Raw genomic sequence first — 16,958 nt, 5'->3', positions numbered from 1 at the left:
TCAAAGGTATCCCAGGTCCGAGAGTCGTTGCTCGACGGCGCGTTCGTCGGTTGCCTCGCGGTCGCGCTCGTCGAGTTCCGGGTACGCGCGCTCACCCATCGACTCGACGAGCGCCAGCACGTCGCCGTCCATGTGCTCACCGCGGGCCAGCCCGAGGGTCGCGAGCACCGTCGGCGCGACGTCGAACAGGTGCGCGCCCGCGAGCGACGCCCCATCATCGATCCCCTCGCCTGTGGCGGCGATCAGCCCGTCGCGCTTGTGGTTGTAGGGTTCGGTCGGCGGGCCGAACGCCGTCTCGCGCAGTTGCGTTGAGAGGAACTGATCGAACGCTCGTGGGACGACCACGACGTCGACCGCGCGCTCGGCCTCCCCTCCCTCGAAGTACGCCTCGCGGCGCGCGACATCGTCGAACGCCGGTTTCCCATCGGGTGTTTCGAGATCCGAGAGGAGATCGATGATCGCCTCACGCACCGCGTCGTACTCCTCGCGAGGGACGACGCCATCGGGCTCGCGGCCCGCGACGTTGAGTCGGATTCCGCACTCGATGTGCGAGCGGGCGTACGCCTGCGAGGCGGGGAAGTCGACCTGTTCGGTTCCGGCACGGATCATCCCTTTTGGAACGTGGCGCACGACGACCTCCGCGAGTCCCAGACGTTCGAGCACCCGTCCGACGCGCTGGCTCGTGACGCCGGCACGCGCGGCCGTCTCCATCGCGCGTTCGAGAAGGTTTGTCTCACTGTCGTTCGGTCCGCCGGCACTGCTGTCACTGTCGCGCTCGTCGCCTTCGTCCCCCGAGCCGTCGTCGAGAAACTGCTCATCCCGAATGACGTCCCACGACGGCATCCCACGCCCGCCGCGGGCGGTTTCGGTGAACCCCGCGTCTCGGAGGAGCGTGTTGAGCCGCACGTCGTAGCCGGTGTACTCGCCGATCCCGTGATCGCTGGCAACGACGACGGTACCGGGATCGCACGCGTCGAGGATCGCACCGATCTGCTCGTCGACCGCCTCGTAGACAGCCCGAACGGCGTCGAAGTCGCCGGGACACTCGTGAAAGACGGTGTCGGTCGCCTGAAACTCCACGAACCCGAAGTCGGGCGCGAATCGGTCTTCGAGGTACCGGAACGCGTCGCCACGCATCTCGATCGTGTCGCGGTACTCGGCGACTTTCTCGGTAGTCGTGGTCTCGCTCCCGCCGGTATGACGGGGGTAGACCCGATATTCACCGATCGCCTCGCGAACCTCGCGGAGGAGGCCCGCGGGATGACAGGCTGGGTCGTCGGGAGCGACGTAGCCCGGAACGAGCGCGCCGTCGAACTCCCTGGGCGGGTGGGTCACGGGAACGTTGACGACGACGCTCGACAACCCCTGTGAATCGAGGAGTTCCCAGAGCGCGCGCTCGCGGACATCGGTGGCGTTCACCACGTCCCAGTCGTAGCCATCGAAATCGAGAAAGCCGAACACGCCGTGTTTTCCGGGGTTCGTCCCGGTGTACAGCGACGGCCACGCGCTCGCAGTCCACGGCGGGACCTGGGACTCCAAGGGGCCGCTTGCGCCGTCGTCGAGGATCGCTCGTAGATGCGGAAGGTCGGCTCCCGCATCGAACAGCCGGTCGAGCACCGGCTCACAGGCCGCGTCGAGTCCGACGAGGAGCGTGTCCGGTCCCGATCCACGGCTCGGCATATACTACTTCTCCCAGCCCATCCGTCCTTATGTCCTCTGATTACCGCCGGCACGCCGCCGTGTTCGATGACCCCACGAGAGCCAACGAGAACGAAACGCTATTTTGACGCCGCGGAGATCCATCGAATGATGATCCTCGTCGCACAGCCCGCCGAAAATGCCCGTCGACACTGGTCTCGATGACGCGATTAACGGGAGTAGACGATGGCCGGTGAGGGCTCGGCTGCCGCGGACGACGCGAACCTCTCGTCGCTGGTGTCGAGCGCCAGCCTCGTGCTCGTCGGCAGCCTGTTCGGGTCGTTCTCGAAGCTGTTCGAGAAGACCCTTCTGGCCAACGTTCTTTCGACACCAGCTTACGACGCGTTTAGCCTCGGTTTCTCGATGCTGACGTTCAGTTCGACGGTCGCACTCGTCGGCTTTTCTCAGGGAATTCCCCGGTTCATGTCCCGGTTCCAGGACGATCGAGACGTCCGTGGGGTGTGGGTGACCGGCCTCGTGATCGCCGGGATCGCCGCAGTTTCGATCGCCGCGGGCCTCGTTCTCGCCAGAGAGTGGATCCGTGACGTGGTCTTCGACCCCAACGTTTCGGTGTTGGTTCCCGTGCTGTTCGCCGTGGCGATCCCGCTCGTCGTCGGAATGCGGATCGCCGTCGGCGCGATCCGTGGCCACGAGAACACCATCTACCGGACCTACGCGTACGATCTGCTCTACAACGGACTCCGAGTAGGACTGCTCCTTCTCCTCCTGTTCGGGTTCGGTCTCGGCGTGTTCGCCGCAGGATACGCCTACATCGTCGCGGCGGGTGTCGCATTCGTGGTCGCACACGTCCTCCTGAATCGACTCCTCCCGCTCCGTGGCCCGTTCCGGACGCATGCAGGGGCGCTGTTGCGGTTTTCCGCCCCGCTGGTGATCGCCTCGGCCGTCTCGTCGATGCTCTCACAGATCGACACCATCATGCTCGGTGCGCTCGCCGAAGCCCCGAACGCCGCCGGTGTGTACCAGTACGGTTACCCACTCGCCGCCGGCCTCCCCGTGATCCTCTCGGTGTTCGGATTTCTCTACATGCCGCTCGCCTCGCGACTCGACGACGACAGCAACCGCGAGGAAGTCGACCGAGTGTATAAGGTGACGACGAAGTGGATCTACATCGCCGCCTTCCCGCTCTTTCTCACGTTCGTCGCGTTCCCCGGTGACGTGGTGAGCATCATCATGGGCACTTCTGATCCACGATCCGCGACCGTCCTCGCGATCCTCTCGATCGGCTTCTTCATGAGCGCGGCCAACGGCCGGTGTCAGGACACCCTCTCGGCCTTTGGCTACACCGGCTACATCCTCGCCGTGAACACCGTCACCGCAGTGTTGAACGTTGCATTGAACGTCGTGCTGATCTCTACCTACGGCGTCGTCGGCGCGGCGGTCGCCTCCGCGGTTTCGTTTTTCGTGCTCAACGCGACCGCCATGCTGGTGCTCTGGCGGACCACCGGGATCGCGCCGTTCTCGAAGTGGACAGTCCGGGCGTTTCTCGTGCTCCCGCTCGGGCTGTTCCCGCCGGCACTCGTTCTTTCGGATGTCATCACGCTGTCGGTGGTCACGCTCCCGGTGTTCGGGGTTCTCGCCAGCCTCGCTGCGGTGGCGTTGGTCGCCGTCACCGGCTGTCTCCAAGCCGAGGACGAGGTCCCGATCGATCTCGTCGAGCAACGTCTCGGTGTCCGCATCCCGCTGATCCGGCGATACATTCCGTCGGGCACGCAGCGTATCGATCGGGATCGGTGAATCGGGTCCGAGTCGTCCGGTCCATCTGTAAACTCCTGCGACAGACGAAAGGGAGCGTTCCCAGTCGGTCGGGGAGAACCACTATGCCGAGAGCCACCGGATGGAAACATTGACAGTGGCCGATAGGAAAACACTATATACGATAAACGAGTCTCTTATAGAAATAACGGGACAGCAAGACTGCGGGGAGCGAGAACCCGGCCCCGTCATCACATTCGTCCACCGAATGAGCCACCACAGCCCTCACCGGACGCGACGCCGACGGTGCGCGACACCGCCCACGTCCCGCGGTCCGTCGCCACGCCTCCGGTGCCCTCCACGTCTCCCGACTGTACCGCTACGGTGTGTAACAAAGAGGTCTCGTCGATGACTGACGACACACACGCAACGACCGGCACCGACTGTCGCCTCGACGCGGGCGCGATGGTCGGCTACGAGCACGCGCCTGACGCCCAGCCCGCGCGCATCGGCGACCGTGCGACGATCCGCGCCAGCACCATCGTCTACGCCGACGTCGAGATCGGCGATGACTTCACAACGGGCCACAACGCGCTCGTCCGCGAGAACACCGCGATCGGCGACGATGTCCTCGTCGGCACCGACGTCACGATCGACGGCACCACCACCATCGGGTCGCACGTCAGTCTTCAGACTGGCGTGTACGTCCCCACCCACACCGCAATCGGGAGTCAGGTGTTCGTCGGCCCGCGTGCAGTGCTCACGAACGATCCCTACCCGGTTCGCCGCGAGCACGACCTCGTCGGCCCGACCATCGAGGATCACGTCTCGATCGGCGCGAACGCCACCCTGCTCCCCGGAGTCACGGTCGGCCGCGGATCGTTCGTCGCTGCCGGCGCGGTCGTCACCGAGGACGTCCCGCCGGAGACGCTCGCGGTCGGTGTTCCCGCACGTCACGAATCACTACCCGACGAACTCACGGGGGAGAACGCGATATGATCCCGATCGCCGATCCGGAGCTCGGTGAGCACGAGAAGGCTCGCGTCGCCGAGGTCATCGAGGGTGGACAGCTCGCCGACGGCCCGGAAGTCAGAGCGTTCGAGGAGGAGTTCGCGGAGTTCTGTGGTGCTTCGCATGGGATAGCGACCACGAACGGCACCACGGCGCTTCATACGGCGCTCGAAGCGCTCGACATCGGCCCCGGCGACACGGTGGTGACGACGCCGTTTTCGATGATCGCCAGCGCGAACACCATCCGTCTCGCCGGCGCACAGGTCGTCTTCGCCGACATCGACCCCGAGACGTTCAACATGGACCCCCACTCGGTCGAGGCGATCGTCCGCGAACGGGACGTGGACGCGCTACTTCCCGTCCACCTCTACGGGCTCCCCGCCGCGATGGATCGGTTGGGAGAGATCGCCGACGAGCACGACCTCCTCCTGATCGAGGACGCTGCCCAGGCCCACGGTGCGGAGATCGACGGCGAGCGCGTCGGGACGTTCGGTGACGCCGCCTGTTTCTCCTTTTACCCGACCAAGAACATGACCACCGGCGAGGGTGGGATCGTGCTCACCGACGACGAGGACGTAGCGGCGCGCGCGGCGCGGTTCGTCAACCACGGCCGACCGGCAGCACGGTTCGGCGACGGCGATGCTGGGGCCTACGAACACGTCTCGGTCGGTCAGAACTACCGGATGACGAGCGTGCTCGCGGCCGTCGGCCGCGTCCAGCTCGACCACCGCCTCCGGGAGAGCAACGAGCAGCGCCGCGAGAACGCCGCATGGTTGACCGAAGGGCTCGCCGCTGTCGAGGGGATCGAGACGCCGGTCGAACCGGCCGGCCGGCGGCACGTCTACCACCAGTACACCATCCGGACCGACGACCGCGACGCACTGCGGGCCCATCTCGACGATAAAGGAGTCGGGACGGGAGTTTACTACCCGACGCCGATCCACGAACAGCCCGCCTACGACGGGGTGGCATGTGATGTACCGGTCGCCGAACGCGCCGCCGAGGAGGTGCTCTCGCTACCGGTACATCCAAACCTTTCGGCGTCGGACACAGAAACCATCATGACCGCTGTCCGTCGCTTCGAGACGGGAGGGCACCCATCGTGACGCCGGCCGTGATCGTCCGGCCGTCACCCGACGGTCCGCTCACGGCCGCTATCCGGAACCGTCCGCCGATGACAGCGACACCGAGAGCAATGGAGGCGGCGGATGGATAGTACGAACTCGCTTCGAGTCGGCGTGATCGGCGTCGGCAGCATGGGCGCGTCTCACGCGCGGGTCTACAGCGAACTCCCGGGCGTCTCCCTCGTCGGAGTCGCCGACGCCGACGCCGATCGGGCGCGTGAGATCGCGACCCGCCACGGCACGCGCGCGATGGATCAGTCCGAGCTGGTCGAGGCCGCCGAAGCGGTCTCGATCGCCGTCCCGACCGCCCACCACTACCCGATCGCGCGCGAGTGTATCGTGGCGGGCGTCCACGTGCTGGTCGAGAAGCCGTTCGTGGCCGAACCGAGCGAGGGCCGCGAACTCATCTCGCTCGCCGAGGAACACGGCGTCACGATCCAGGTGGGCCACGTCGAGCGGTTCAACCCCGCGATCAGGGCCGTGACCGAGATCCTCGCGAACCACGAGATCCTCGCGATCGACGCCCAACGACTCGGCTCGCCGCGCGAGCGTCGGATCGAGGACAACGCGGTGTTGGACCTGATGATCCACGACATCGACGTGTTGCTGTCGGTGATAGACAGCGAGATCGACACCGTGAACGCGCTGGGCGCGGAGGACAACCGCTACATCGACGCCCAGCTCGGCTTCGAGAACGGTATCGTCGCCAGCCTCACCGCGAGCCGCGTGACCCAGCGAAAGGTGCGCGAGCTCTCGATCACCGCCCGCGAGTGCTGGATCACCGTCGACTACATCGATCGATCGGTCGAGATCCACCGCCACTCGCTGCCGGAGTACGTCGAGGGCGGCAGCGGGGTCCACTACCGCCACGAGGGCGTGGTCGAGCGCCCGATGGTCGACAGCGGCGAACCGCTGAAAAAGGAGCTCGCGGCGTTCGTCGAGTGTGCCGAGACCGGCACGGAGCCGGTCGTGACCGCCGCCGACGGGTTGCGCGCACTCGAAGTCGCCCGGACGATCGACCGGCTCGCCACCGACGAAGCCGTGGAGGTCGACGTGTGAGCCGAGTCGCCGAAACCACGTCGCTCTACGGAAGCGACGCGACGGCCGAGCGCCAGCGTGAGGCCTTCCGTGACGGCAAGGTGCCGGTCGCGGTCTACGGGCTCGGAAAGATGGGGCTGCCGCTCGCGGCGGCGTACGCCGAGGTCTGCGGAAACGTCGTCGGGGCCGACGCCGACAGCGAGGTGGTCGCGGCGGTCGACGCGGGCGAGTGCCACGTTGCGCGGGAGCCCGGCCTCGACGACCTCGTGGCGGATCTCGTCGCGCAGGACGCCCTTTCGGCGACGGACAACCGCACCGCGGCCGCGGCGGCGTCGGTCCACGTCCTCATCGTCCCAACGCGAATCGATGCCGAGAACGCGCCCGACCTCTCGATCCTCGAATCCGTCGTCGGGGACGTCGCGGCGGGGCTCGAACCGGGCGATCTCGTCGTGGTGGAGTGTACGGTTCCGCCGAAGACCTGCGAAGAGGTCGTGATTCCCCAACTGGAACGCGAAAGCGGACTCGATTTCGGGGAGTTCGGCGTCGCGTTCTGTCCCGAGCGCACGTCGAGCGGACGCGCACTCGAAGACATCCGTGGTGCGTACCCGAAAGTCGTCGGCGGGGTCGACGACGAGAGCACCCGGACCGCGACGATACTGTACGAGGCGATCAACGAGAAGGGCGTACTCGCGGTCTCGGATGCCACGACGGCCGAAGCAGTCAAACTATTCGAGGGTGTCTATCGTGACGTGAACATCGCGCTCGCCAACGAACTCGGGCGTTTCACCGACGATCTCGGGATCGACGTGACGGAGGCGATCGCGACCGCGAACACCCAGCCCTTCTGTGACATCCACGACCCCGGCCCCGGTGTCGGCGGCCACTGCATCCCCTACTATCCGTACTTCCTGCTCGACGGCCGTGAGGCCGACGGCCCGCTGCTCGAAACCGCACGTGCGGTCAACGACGGGATGCCCGATTTCGTCGTCGAGAAGCTCCGCGAGGAGTTCGCGGCGGAAGGATCGGCGCTCGCGGACGCACGGGTACTCGTGCTCGGCCTGACCTACCGCCCCGGTGTCGAAGAAACTGCCGCGACGCCCGCGGGGTCGATCATCGACGGGCTGAACGAGGCGGGAGCGGACGTGCTGTGTGCCGATCCACTGCTCGACGACGCAGGCTTCGCCGAGTTCGACGCGACGCCGGTCGCCGTCGGAAACGTCACCGACCGGCCGCTCGACGGCGTGGTGGTGGTGACGCCACACACGGAGTTCGACGGGATCGACTGGACGGCGTTCGAACGCCGTGGCGAGCACGACGGACTGGTGGTCATCGACGGACGCGACAGCCTCGATCTCGCCGGAACCACACACCGGACGTACACGATCGGGCGTGGTCGCGATGTATAGGGGAAAGACCGTCGGCGTGGTGGTGCCGGCCCACAACGAGGAGACGTTCGTGGGTCGCGTGATCGAGACGCTGCCGGGGTTCGTCGATCGGGTGTACGTCGTCGACGACTGCTCGACCGACGGGACGTGGGACGAGATCCAGCGCCACGCCGAGCGCGCGAACGACGAACGCACCGAGGCCGCGACGCTCGCCGACGGGGGAGTGTACTTCGATCAGGTGGTCGAGCCGATCCACCACGAGGACAACCAGGGCCGGGGTGGCGCGGTCAAGACCGGCTACCGGCGCGCGCTCGCCGAGCGGATGGACGTCACGGCGGTGATGGACGCCGACGGCCAGATGAACCCCGACATGCTGAGTCGGATCATCGACCCGATCGTGGACGGCGAGGCGGACTACACGAAGGGGACGCGACTGCTCCACCGAGATCGCCGTGAGATGTCGGGGTGGCGGTTTTTCGGCAACTCGCTGCTCACCTACCTCACGAAGGTATCGAGCGGCTACTGGAAGATGAGCGACCCGCAGAACGGCTACACCGCTATCTCGCGGGAAGCGCTCCAGCGGATCGAGATCGATGGGCTTTACGACGACTACGGCTTTCTGAACGACGTGCTCTCGACGCTCAACGTCCACCGGTTGCGCGTCGCCGACGTCGCCCATCCGGCGGTGTACGGCGACGAGCAGAGCGGGATCCGGTACTCGTCGTTCGTGCCTAAACTCTCCGTGCTGCTCGCGCGCAACTTCCTCCACCGACTCGTGATGCGGTACGTGGTGCGTGACTTCCATCCGCTCGTCATCCTGTATTTCCTCGGGTTCGTCGGGACACTCGCCGGCGTCGCCAGCGGACTGTTCGCCCCGCTCGCGTTCGTCGGCGCGGGATCTGCCTTCCTCCGGGGATCGATCGCGCTGCTGTTGGTGATGGTCGGCGGGATCTCGTTCGCGGTGGCGATGGTCTACGACCTCCAGACCAACGAGGGGCTCAGCGTGCGACGCCACGAGGCTGGCGAACCGGAGGAACCGGCGCGGCAGCCGGAGGCCGAACAGTGAAGGTCGTCTCTGTCGTCGGCGCACGCCCGCAGTTCGTGAAGGCGTTCCCGGTCTCGCGCGCGCTCCGCGAGCGCCACGAGGAGGTGCTGGTCCACACCGGTCAGCACTACAGCGAGACCATGTCCGACGTCTTCTTCGAGGAGCTCGACATCCCGGCTCCCGAGTACAACCTCGGGGTGGGTTCGGCCACCCAGGGTCGACAGACCGGAGCGATGGTGAGCCGGTTCGGCGAACTCGCCGAGCGCGAATCGCCCGACGTCATCCTGGTCTACGGCGACACCAACTCGACGCTCGCGAGCGCGATCGTGGCCGCGAAAACCGACGCCCAGCTCGCCCACGTCGAGGCTGGGCTCCGGAGCTACAACCGCTCGATGCCCGAGGAGATCAACCGCGTGCTCACCGATCACGTCTCGGATCTCCTCTTTGCACCGACCCAGCGCGGCGTCGAGAACCTCCGGAAAGAGGGGATCGGTGACGGGATGGTCCACCAGACCGGGGACGTGATGTACGACGCCATCCGGTGGGCGCGGTGTCGTGCCGCCGATCGGTCGACGGTGCTCGACGAGCACGATCTCGCCGAGGGTGAGTACGTGCTCGCGACCGTCCACCGCGCGGGCAACACCGACGATCTCCAGCGGTTGGAGGCTATCATGGCCGCGCTGTGCGACACCGATCGCAAGGTCGTGTTCCCGATCCACCCGCGGACGAGCGAACGGCTCGACGAGTGTGACCTCCGGGAAACGATCGCGGAGCAGCTCACGCTGATCGATCCCGTCGGTTACGTGGATTTCGTCCGGCTGCTCGACGGGGCCGAGCGCGTCGCCACCGACTCCGGCGGCGTCCAGAAAGAAGCGTTCTTCCTCGATACGCCGTGTGTCACGCTTCGAGACGAGACCGAGTGGGTCGAAACCGTCGACGCGGGCTGGAACGTCCTCGTCGGCGCGGACGAGGCCGCCATCGCGCGCGAGCTCACACGACCGGTCTCGCTCCCCGAAAAACCCGAACTCTACGGCGACGGCGACGCCGCCGAACGGATCGTTACGGTCATCGAGAACGACGGCAGCGAAGACGGGAGCGCGAGCGAGGTCGCGGCGGCGAACAGGGCGACCGATGGCTGAGTTCGCGCTCTGTCTCACCCACGACGTCGACCGGCCGTACAAGACCTATCAGGCGATCTCCGACGCGCTGATCGAACGCGACCTCGGACAGCTCGCCGCGTTGCGACCGGGTCACAACCCCTACTGGCAGTTCGAGTCGCTGATGGGCCTCGAAGACGATCTCGGCGTTCGCTCCGCGTTTTATTTCCTCTCCGAGCCCGGCCTCCGCAACCGGCCGTTCCAGCAGTGGTGCAATCCCCGGTACTGGATCGAGCATCTCGGTCGGTACGACGTCGAGACCATCGATCTCACGAACATCGTCCGGGCGCTCGACGCCGGCGGATGGGAGGTCGGTCTTCACGGTTCGTTCAACTCGTTCGACGACCGCGATCGGCTCCGCGAGGAGAAGGCGAAAATCGAGCGCGCGCTCGGCCACGAAGTGACGGGCGGCCGTCAGCACTTCCTCAACCTCGCACCCGGGAAAGAAACGTGGCGACACCACCGTGCGATCGGACTCGACTACGACAGTTCGCTCGGATCGAGCACGGAGTACGGCTTCCAACACGGCCACGAGCCGCTCCGGCCGTTCGACGACGAGTTCGTGGTCTTCCCGCTCACGGCGATGGAAACCGCGCTGGTCGAAGAAGGAGATTTCGCGGCGGCGTGGGACGCTTGTGAGGGGTTGCTCACGGAGGCAGCCGACAACGACGCGGTGATGACGGTGCTCTGGCACCCACGGCTGCTAAGCGACGACTTCCCCGGTTATCGCGAACTCTATCGGCGGTTGATCGAGCGCGCGCTCGAACTCGACGCGTGGGTCGGCCCGCCCGGCGAGCTGTACGAGCGCCTCGACGATCCCGAACTCGGCGCTATCGAGGTTTGATTCGCGATCGGAGCCGTCTCGAAGAGCGGTCTACGGCCAGAGACCGCGCGCTTCCTGGGCCTCGGCGAGCCGGGAGAGTGCGACGATGTAGGCGGCATCGCGCCACGTCACGTCGCGTTCGTCAACTTGCGTCCGAACGTCCTCGAACGCCGCCAGCATCTCGGCTTCGAGCTCCTCGTTGACCTTCTCTAAGGACCACGCTCGACGGTTGATGTCCTGGAGCCACTCGAAGTACGAGACCGTGACACCGCCGGCGTTCGCGAGGATATCGGGGATGACCGGAATGTCTCGCTTCTCGAGGATCGTATCGGCCGCCGACGTGGTCGGGCCGTTCGCGCCCTCGACGACGAGATCGGCCTGGACAGCGCCGGCGTTCGCCTCGGTGAGGACGTTACCGATCGCCGCCGGGATCAGCACGTCGACATCGAGTTCGAGGAGTTCTTCGTTCGGGAGGACGTCGTCGACGCCGGCAGTGACCGCCTCGGGCTCCTCCTCGTGGGTGGGGATCGCGTGGACGTCGATCCCGTCGGGATCGTGGATCGCGCCGTTGACGTCGCTCACCGCAACGACCGAGGCTCCCCAGTCGTCGAGCAGTCGGGCCGCGTTCGCGCCGACGCTGCCGAACCCCTGGACCGCCACCGTCGTTCCCGACAGCGAGCGGTCGTCGTGGGCACAGACCTCACGGGTGACGATCGCCACGCTCCGGCCGGGGGCTTCCTCGCGGCCGTAGCTCCCGCCGACGACGGGCGGTTTGCCGGTGACGACGCCCGGTGTGGTCTCGCCCTGCTGCATCGAGTAGGCGTCCATGATCCACGCCATCGTCTGGGCGTCGGTGCCCATGTCGGGGGCCGGAATGTCGTGGGTCGGTCCGATCACGTCGCGGATCTCCTGGGTGAACCGTCGCGTGAGGCGTTCGTTCTCGTCGGCGGAGAGCGCCTTCGGGTCGACCACGATCCCGCCTTTCGCCCCGCCGAACGGGAGGTCGAGCACGGCGGACTTCCACGTCATCCACATCGAGAGCCCCACGCACTCGTCGTGGGTCACGCCCGGATGGAAGCGGAGGCCGCCCTTGAACGGTCCGCGAACGCTGTCGTGTTGGGCGCGGTAGCCGGTGAAGACCTCGACGGTGCCGTCGTCGCGTTCGAGCGGGATCGAGACCTCGTGAACCGCGTTCGGATGGGCGAGTCGCTCGACGACGTTCGGGTCGATCTCGACGTGCTCGGCCGCGCGGGCGAGCTGTCGGCGGGCGGTGTCGAGCGCGGATTCGGTCTCGGCTGCATCGGCGGTGGATACTGCCGAACCGGCTTCGCCCGGTGTGGAGTCCGAACTCATCTCATTCGAGCGGGATCAGTCGGTTGCGCATCTCGCCGCCGCAGTCGGGACACTGGCCAGGGTTCGTCGCCGTCAGCACGATCGTGCCACAGTCGAAGCACTCGTACGGCGTCTCGCTATCGGCGTTCTGATCGACGTCTCGCATCGTTTTCTAGGAAGAACTCTCGACGGATGACCAGCGGTGTTCAACAACGAACTTCCTTCAGAACCGGGGGTTCGTTATTGAACGTACCCGCTGAGCTGTGGTCCCTCACGCCTGGTTTGTTCGTCCGTCCATCCGCTGGTCTGGGTCGCGGCGTCGCGAGTCGTTGACGGATCGACGCCATACCGGTATCGTCGACGAGTTCACGAGAGCGACCGGCGAGAGGCGAACACGCGAGACCTGGTGGATGGTTCGGGCCACGCGGTAGCTATGGGATCGGCGCCTCCTCTCGTACCGGAGCACGGCTCAGTCGGCAGTAGCGGCGGACGGAACGCCGATGTCGTCGAACAGAGTGGTGAACAGCTTGCGCTGGACCGTCCGCGCGTGACGATAGAACGCCGGCGGCGAGATTTCGAGGGTCGCCGCGATCTCCTCACCCGTGCTCTCGCGCGGCGACTCGAAGTAGCCGCTGTAGTACGCCGTCTGAAGCACCTCCAGCTGGCGGTCGGTCAGCCGATCGAGAAAGGCCGCGTGGAGGTCCCGCGACGACGCACGGTCGACCGACCGCTTCGACAGGAGCTCGACGTCCGCGAACGCTTCCGCGACGAGGCGATCGATGCGACGGACGTCGACGCTGTTGGGCACGTCGACGACGAGTGTTGCGGTCTCGCCGTCGGCCGTGGCGCGTCGGAGGACGGCTCCGTGGTCGGCGAGATCGAGCGCGAGGAACGGCTGGGAGAGGCGGAGCCGGAGCACACCCGCCTCGTCGTCCGTCCCGATCCGCTCGACCTCGTCGATCGAGACGAGGTTTCGGGCCGCAGCGACGACGTCTTCGATGGCGGCATTGGTCACGCTGACGAAGACGTAGACGCCGTCCGTGGTCCGCTGAACGCCGCCCTCGTAGGTCAGCGAACAGCCCGAGCGGCGGGCGAGGCGGGCGAACACGAACGCCGAGTCACGCGTCTCGAACTCCAGACGCGTGTTCGCGGTGGTCAACAGCGCGTTCTTCCGCTCGATCGCGCTGGTCGCCGACGCGATGGTTTCGCCGAGTTCGGCCAGCACGGCTCGTGCAGTTCCGTCGAACGCGTTCGCCGTCCCGGCGTAGACGGTCAACACCCCGTACTCGAAGTCGTCGTGCGCCAGCGGCACGCTGAGCACCGACAGGTACTCGCGCGTGATCGCCGCCGATCGCCACGGTGCTTCCCGGAGTCGATCGGCCACGTTCGAAACCGTCTGGAGTTCTCGGGTGGCTGCCGCCCGGCCCGCCGGTTCCTCCGCTTCCGACGTGCCGATCGAAAACGACACGCTGTCGAGATAGCCCTGCTCGGCCCCGGCCCAGGCCCGTGGCTCCAGCGTCTCGGTGGTCGGGTCGGCATCGCCGATCCACGCGAACGCGAACCGGTCCTCGGCCGTCAGGAGCTCACAGACGGCGCGGTCGATCTCCTCGCGGGTCTCCGCGCGAACGAGTGCTCCGTCGATCTCGCGGATGATCTCGTTGAGCCCGTCGAGCCGTGTGAGCTGGGCGTTTCGCCGCTGCAGCTCGCGCTCCTGCTCGCGGAGCCGGCTCTCGCGCTCGACCCGATCGAGGGCGGCTTCGGCGGTGGCCGCGAGCAAGTCGGTGAGTTCCCGGAGGATCTCGTCGAACGCCCCGACCGTCCCGGCGGCGGCGATGAACACGCCGTGCTCGCCGAGCGGGATGTACGCCCCGCTCCGGATCCCGGTCGCCTCGTTCGCGAGCCGGTCGGCATCGTGAACGTCGTCGAAAAACCGGGCGTCGTCCGCGACGAAGGTGTGGCCCGGGATGGTTTCGTCGTCCGCCCGCCGTGTCGGCAACGGTCCGTCGAGTCGCTCCATCCCGTTCGAGACGGCGACCGGTTCGAGCGCGTTCTCGTCGGCGTCGAAGAGGTAGACCGCGCTCGCGTCGAGATCGAGCACCGTGGCCGCGTCGTCGACCACGACCTGGGCGATCTCTTGGGTGGTGCCGGCGTACTGGAGTTCGCGTGTCGTCGTGTGGAGCCCGGCCAGCGCCTCCTCGCGTCGCTTTCGCTTGGTGATGTCGCGGCAGCTGTAGAGCAGCGTCCCGTCCTGAATCGAGACCTCCCGCACGTTCACCAGCAGGGTGTGCTCGCGGCCCGCCTTGTCGGTCGCCGTGCACTCGATGTTTTTCAGCACACCTTCGGCGGCCAGCTCGTCCCGATCGAACAGATCCGGTCCGAGAAGGCCCGCTATCGAGCCGAGATCGTGGATCTCTTCGGCGGTGTAGCCGAAGATGAAGTGGACGTTGGGACAGACGTAGGTGAACGCGCCGTCGTCGTCGGTGATCAACACCGTATCAGTCATGTTGTTGAGCGTGACCCGGTGGAGCTCCTCGGACTCGCGGAGGTCGCGTTCGAGCGAGACGCGCTCGGTGACGTCGACACCTTCGACGACGATCGAGACGACCGCCCCCGTCTCGTCCCGAACTGGCCGAGCCGAGAGATCGAGCGTCTGTGAGGTTCCGTCCTCGCGCTCCCTGGAGACGGTCGAGCTGTCGAACCGACCGTCGATGGCGTGCTGGATCGTCCGCTCGACGGCTGCTCGTGTTCTGTCGGTCCCACTCCACCACGGCAGCGTCCAGAACGGCTCCCCGACGACGCTCCCAGCGTCGGCTCCGATCAGTTCACGCGCGGCCGAGTTGACCCGCCGGAGCGAGCCGTCCGGATCGAGCACCCAGGTCGCGGTCCGATCGTCGTGGAACGTCGCGTCGAACTGGCGGGCGCGATCCCGCCTGGTGTCGGTCCGGTCGGCCGTACGGATGGCTTGGCCGAGCCGCGCGAGGACGTCCTCGACGATCGACTCGAAAGGGTCGGAGACCGCGACGTAGTCCGTCACGCCAGCGGCGATCGCCTCGCTGGCGACGGCCTCTGAGCCCGCCGCCGTGCAGAGCACGACGGGCAGCGTCGCGGTCTCGTCTCTGATCGTTCGGAGGAGATCGAGCCCCGTCCGCCCGTCGAGAGCGTGCTCGCTGACGACACACTCGATCGGGTGATCGTCGAGCACAGCGGTTGCGGCGTCGGCAGTCGCGACCGTCCGCACCGATGATCCGTGGGTTTCGAGCGCATCCGCGAGGGGAGCGATCCACTCGGCCGTACCGACGAGAAGGACGTGTGATCCGTCCAGCGTGTCCGCTGCAGTCGCCATGTCACGCGAGTACAGGCTCGACCGAGTTCAACGCACCGACGGGAACATCGATGGGGTGTCGAGCGATTGCCGGGCGATTGCCAGGGAATCGCCGGGCGAGCACGGGCCAACCGATCCCCCAACACGAAACACTTTCTTCGATAGCCGGAGTGAGACAGGTATCGATGGCAGACAGCACACGCTCTCCCCCTCGCATCCCATGAACATCGAACGAATGGATCTCGCGGCGTGGGACGACGGGCTCCCGAACACGGGCTTCGAAGTGTTTCACACCGCGTCGGCGCTCTCGGTGCTCGACCGCCACGCAGCGGGCGATCTACTCTGTCTCGGCGGCTACCGCGGCGAACAGCTGGTGGGGATGCTCCCGGTGTTCGTCCGGAGCATGGGGCGGGGCCGAGTCATTTCGTCGCCGCCACCCGGCATGGCCGTGCCGCATCTGGGGCCGATCGTGATGCCGACGAGCCCGAAACAGCGCAAACGCGAGAAAGTCAACCGCGAGTTCACGAACGGCGTCCTCGACGTGCTCGGCGTCGAATCGTCCACGACGCTGTGTCGGTTCTTGGGCCACCCCGAGTACACCGATCCCCGTCCGTATCGGTGGGCGGACCTCTCGGTCGAACCCTCGTTCACCTATCGACTTCAGGTCGGCGACCGATCGCCCGACGATATACTGAGCTCGTTCAGTCGGAGCCTCCGGCGTGAGATCAGGTCTGGTGAGGACCTCGACGTCGAGATCGAAACGGAGGGCCTCAGCGGCGGTGAGACGGTGTTCCGGGAGACGCAGGCCCGATACGCAGAACAGGACGAGGGGTTCGGGCCGTCGTGGCCGTACGTCAGGGACGTCATCGCCGATCTCGATGAGCGGTCGCGGGTGTACGTCGCGCGCGATCCGGACGGCGAGTATCTCGGCGGCGTCATCACGCTGTTCTCGAACGATGCGGCGTACTACTGGCTCGGCGGCGCACGCGCGACTCACGAGGGCGTCAGCATCAACAGCCTGCTCCACTGGCGGATCATCCGCGATGTCGCCGAGGATCCGCCCATCGAATCGGTCACGGAGTACGACCTCGTCGGCGCGAACACCGAACGGCTCTGCCGGTACAAATCGAAGTTCGGGGCCGACCTCGCGCCGTCGTACGTCATCGAGTCCGGCGGGCCCGCGATGGACGCCGCCAAGGGCGCGTATCGGCTGGTGAATCAGGCTGTCGATCGCGTCGGTCTGTAACAGGAACGTCTCTCCCTCGCCGATCGGGATCGCGTCGTTCGTCGTGCTGTTGTCGTTCGGACTG

Annotated in this window: 13 protein-coding genes; 9 read left to right on the top strand and 4 right to left on the bottom strand. The window is 66.6% G+C overall.

The features are described from left to right. Positions 1 to 1,680 (bottom strand): alkaline phosphatase family protein, encoded by a 1,680-nt coding sequence (locus tag PHA81_RS04595; protein ID WP_005044653.1) that lies wholly within the window; start codon positions 1,678 to 1,680, stop codon positions 1 to 3. Positions 1,681 to 1,884: 204 nt separating this feature from the next. Here PHA81_RS04595 and PHA81_RS04590 point away from each other — a divergent pair, with 204 nt between their 5' ends. From PHA81_RS04590 to PHA81_RS04555, 8 genes are all read left to right on the top strand, one after another. Next, positions 1,885 to 3,453 (top strand): oligosaccharide flippase family protein, encoded by a 1,569-nt coding sequence (locus tag PHA81_RS04590; protein WP_005044652.1) that lies wholly within the window; start codon positions 1,885 to 1,887, stop codon positions 3,451 to 3,453. Positions 3,454 to 3,819: 366 nt separating this feature from the next. Further along, the gene (locus tag PHA81_RS04585) at positions 3,820 to 4,410 is read left to right on the top strand and encodes an acyltransferase (protein WP_005044650.1); all 591 of its coding nucleotides are present in this window, start codon (positions 3,820 to 3,822) and stop codon (positions 4,408 to 4,410) included. Beyond that, positions 4,407 to 5,528: a DegT/DnrJ/EryC1/StrS family aminotransferase gene (locus PHA81_RS04580; protein WP_005044649.1), complete on the top strand. Its 1,122-nt coding sequence runs from the start codon at positions 4,407 to 4,409 to the stop codon at positions 5,526 to 5,528. Before PHA81_RS04585 ends, PHA81_RS04580 begins: the two co-directional genes overlap by 4 nt. 102 nt (positions 5,529 to 5,630) lie before the next feature. Continuing rightward, positions 5,631 to 6,605, top strand: a complete 975-nt coding sequence (locus PHA81_RS04575; RefSeq protein ID WP_005044648.1) for a Gfo/Idh/MocA family oxidoreductase — start codon at positions 5,631 to 5,633, stop codon at positions 6,603 to 6,605. Beyond that, positions 6,602 to 7,990 carry a nucleotide sugar dehydrogenase gene (locus PHA81_RS04570; protein ID WP_005044647.1) on the top strand — a complete coding sequence of 463 codons (1,389 nt, stop codon included), beginning with the start codon at positions 6,602 to 6,604 and terminating at the stop codon, positions 7,988 to 7,990. The genes PHA81_RS04575 and PHA81_RS04570 overlap by 4 nt, the downstream gene beginning before the upstream one ends. Further along, on the top strand, positions 7,983 to 9,035 hold the full coding sequence (locus PHA81_RS04565; RefSeq protein WP_049910278.1) for a glycosyltransferase family 2 protein: 1,053 nt from the start codon (positions 7,983 to 7,985) through the stop codon (positions 9,033 to 9,035). Before PHA81_RS04570 ends, PHA81_RS04565 begins: the two co-directional genes overlap by 8 nt. Beyond that, positions 9,032 to 10,153, top strand: coding sequence for a UDP-N-acetylglucosamine 2-epimerase (non-hydrolyzing) (wecB, locus tag PHA81_RS04560; protein ID WP_273835473.1), 1,122 nt, complete (start codon positions 9,032 to 9,034; stop codon positions 10,151 to 10,153). The genes PHA81_RS04565 and wecB overlap by 4 nt, the downstream gene beginning before the upstream one ends. Beyond that, the gene (locus PHA81_RS04555; protein ID WP_273835471.1) at positions 10,146 to 11,015 is read left to right on the top strand and encodes a polysaccharide deacetylase family protein; all 870 of its coding nucleotides are present in this window, start codon (positions 10,146 to 10,148) and stop codon (positions 11,013 to 11,015) included. Before wecB ends, PHA81_RS04555 begins: the two co-directional genes overlap by 8 nt. A gap of 30 nt (positions 11,016 to 11,045) precedes the next feature. Here the strand turns inward: PHA81_RS04555 and gdhB are convergent, their stop codons facing one another. The 3 genes from gdhB to PHA81_RS04540 all read right to left on the bottom strand — a co-directional run bounded on the left by gdhB (position 11,046) and on the right by PHA81_RS04540 (position 15,669). Beyond that, the gene (gdhB, locus tag PHA81_RS04550; RefSeq protein ID WP_005044640.1) at positions 11,046 to 12,347 is read right to left on the bottom strand and encodes a glutamate dehydrogenase GdhB; all 1,302 of its coding nucleotides are present in this window, start codon (positions 12,345 to 12,347) and stop codon (positions 11,046 to 11,048) included. Position 12,348: 1 nt separating this feature from the next. After that, positions 12,349 to 12,492, bottom strand: coding sequence for a rubrerythrin-like domain-containing protein (locus PHA81_RS04545; RefSeq protein ID WP_005044639.1), 144 nt, complete (start codon positions 12,490 to 12,492; stop codon positions 12,349 to 12,351). 303 nt (positions 12,493 to 12,795) lie between these two features. Continuing rightward, a complete protein-coding gene (locus PHA81_RS04540) occupies positions 12,796 to 15,669 on the bottom strand; it encodes a bacterio-opsin activator domain-containing protein (RefSeq protein WP_005044638.1) in 2,874 nt (957 codons plus the stop codon). A gap of 199 nt (positions 15,670 to 15,868) precedes the next feature. Here PHA81_RS04540 and PHA81_RS04535 point away from each other — a divergent pair, with 199 nt between their 5' ends. Further along, the gene (locus tag PHA81_RS04535) at positions 15,869 to 16,894 is read left to right on the top strand and encodes a GNAT family N-acetyltransferase (protein ID WP_049910266.1); all 1,026 of its coding nucleotides are present in this window, start codon (positions 15,869 to 15,871) and stop codon (positions 16,892 to 16,894) included. The last annotated feature ends 64 nt before the right edge of the window (positions 16,895 to 16,958 follow it).

The sequence above is a fragment of the Halococcus sp. PRR34 genome, assembly GCF_028617175.1.
GTDB classification, from domain to species: domain Archaea; phylum Halobacteriota; class Halobacteria; order Halobacteriales; family Halococcaceae; genus Halococcus; species Halococcus salifodinae.
The sequence above is the reverse complement of the archived record's forward strand: the minus strand, read 5'-3'. Positions and strand labels throughout refer to the sequence as shown.

Excerpts from the sequence above, each read along its gene's own strand:
- PHA81_RS04595 (WP_005044653.1), bottom strand. The coding sequence starts at position 1,680 with ATGCCGAGCCGTGGATCGGGACCGGACACGCTCCTCGTCGGACTCGAC.
- PHA81_RS04590 (WP_005044652.1), top strand. The coding sequence starts at position 1,885 with ATGGCCGGTGAGGGCTCGGCTGCCGCGGACGACGCGAACCTCTCGTCG.
- PHA81_RS04585 (WP_005044650.1), top strand. The coding sequence starts at position 3,820 with ATGACTGACGACACACACGCAACGACCGGCACCGACTGTCGCCTCGAC.
- PHA81_RS04580 (WP_005044649.1), top strand. The coding sequence starts at position 4,407 with ATGATCCCGATCGCCGATCCGGAGCTCGGTGAGCACGAGAAGGCTCGC.
- PHA81_RS04575 (WP_005044648.1), top strand. The coding sequence starts at position 5,631 with ATGGATAGTACGAACTCGCTTCGAGTCGGCGTGATCGGCGTCGGCAGC.
- PHA81_RS04565 (WP_049910278.1), top strand. The coding sequence starts at position 7,983 with ATGTATAGGGGAAAGACCGTCGGCGTGGTGGTGCCGGCCCACAACGAG.
- PHA81_RS04555 (WP_273835471.1), top strand. The coding sequence starts at position 10,146 with ATGGCTGAGTTCGCGCTCTGTCTCACCCACGACGTCGACCGGCCGTAC.
- gdhB (WP_005044640.1), bottom strand. The coding sequence starts at position 12,347 with ATGAGTTCGGACTCCACACCGGGCGAAGCCGGTTCGGCAGTATCCACC.
- PHA81_RS04545 (WP_005044639.1), bottom strand. The coding sequence starts at position 12,492 with ATGCGAGACGTCGATCAGAACGCCGATAGCGAGACGCCGTACGAGTGC.
- PHA81_RS04540 (WP_005044638.1), bottom strand. The coding sequence starts at position 15,669 with ATGGCGACTGCAGCGGACACGCTGGACGGATCACACGTCCTTCTCGTC.
- PHA81_RS04535 (WP_049910266.1), top strand. The coding sequence starts at position 15,869 with ATGAACATCGAACGAATGGATCTCGCGGCGTGGGACGACGGGCTCCCG.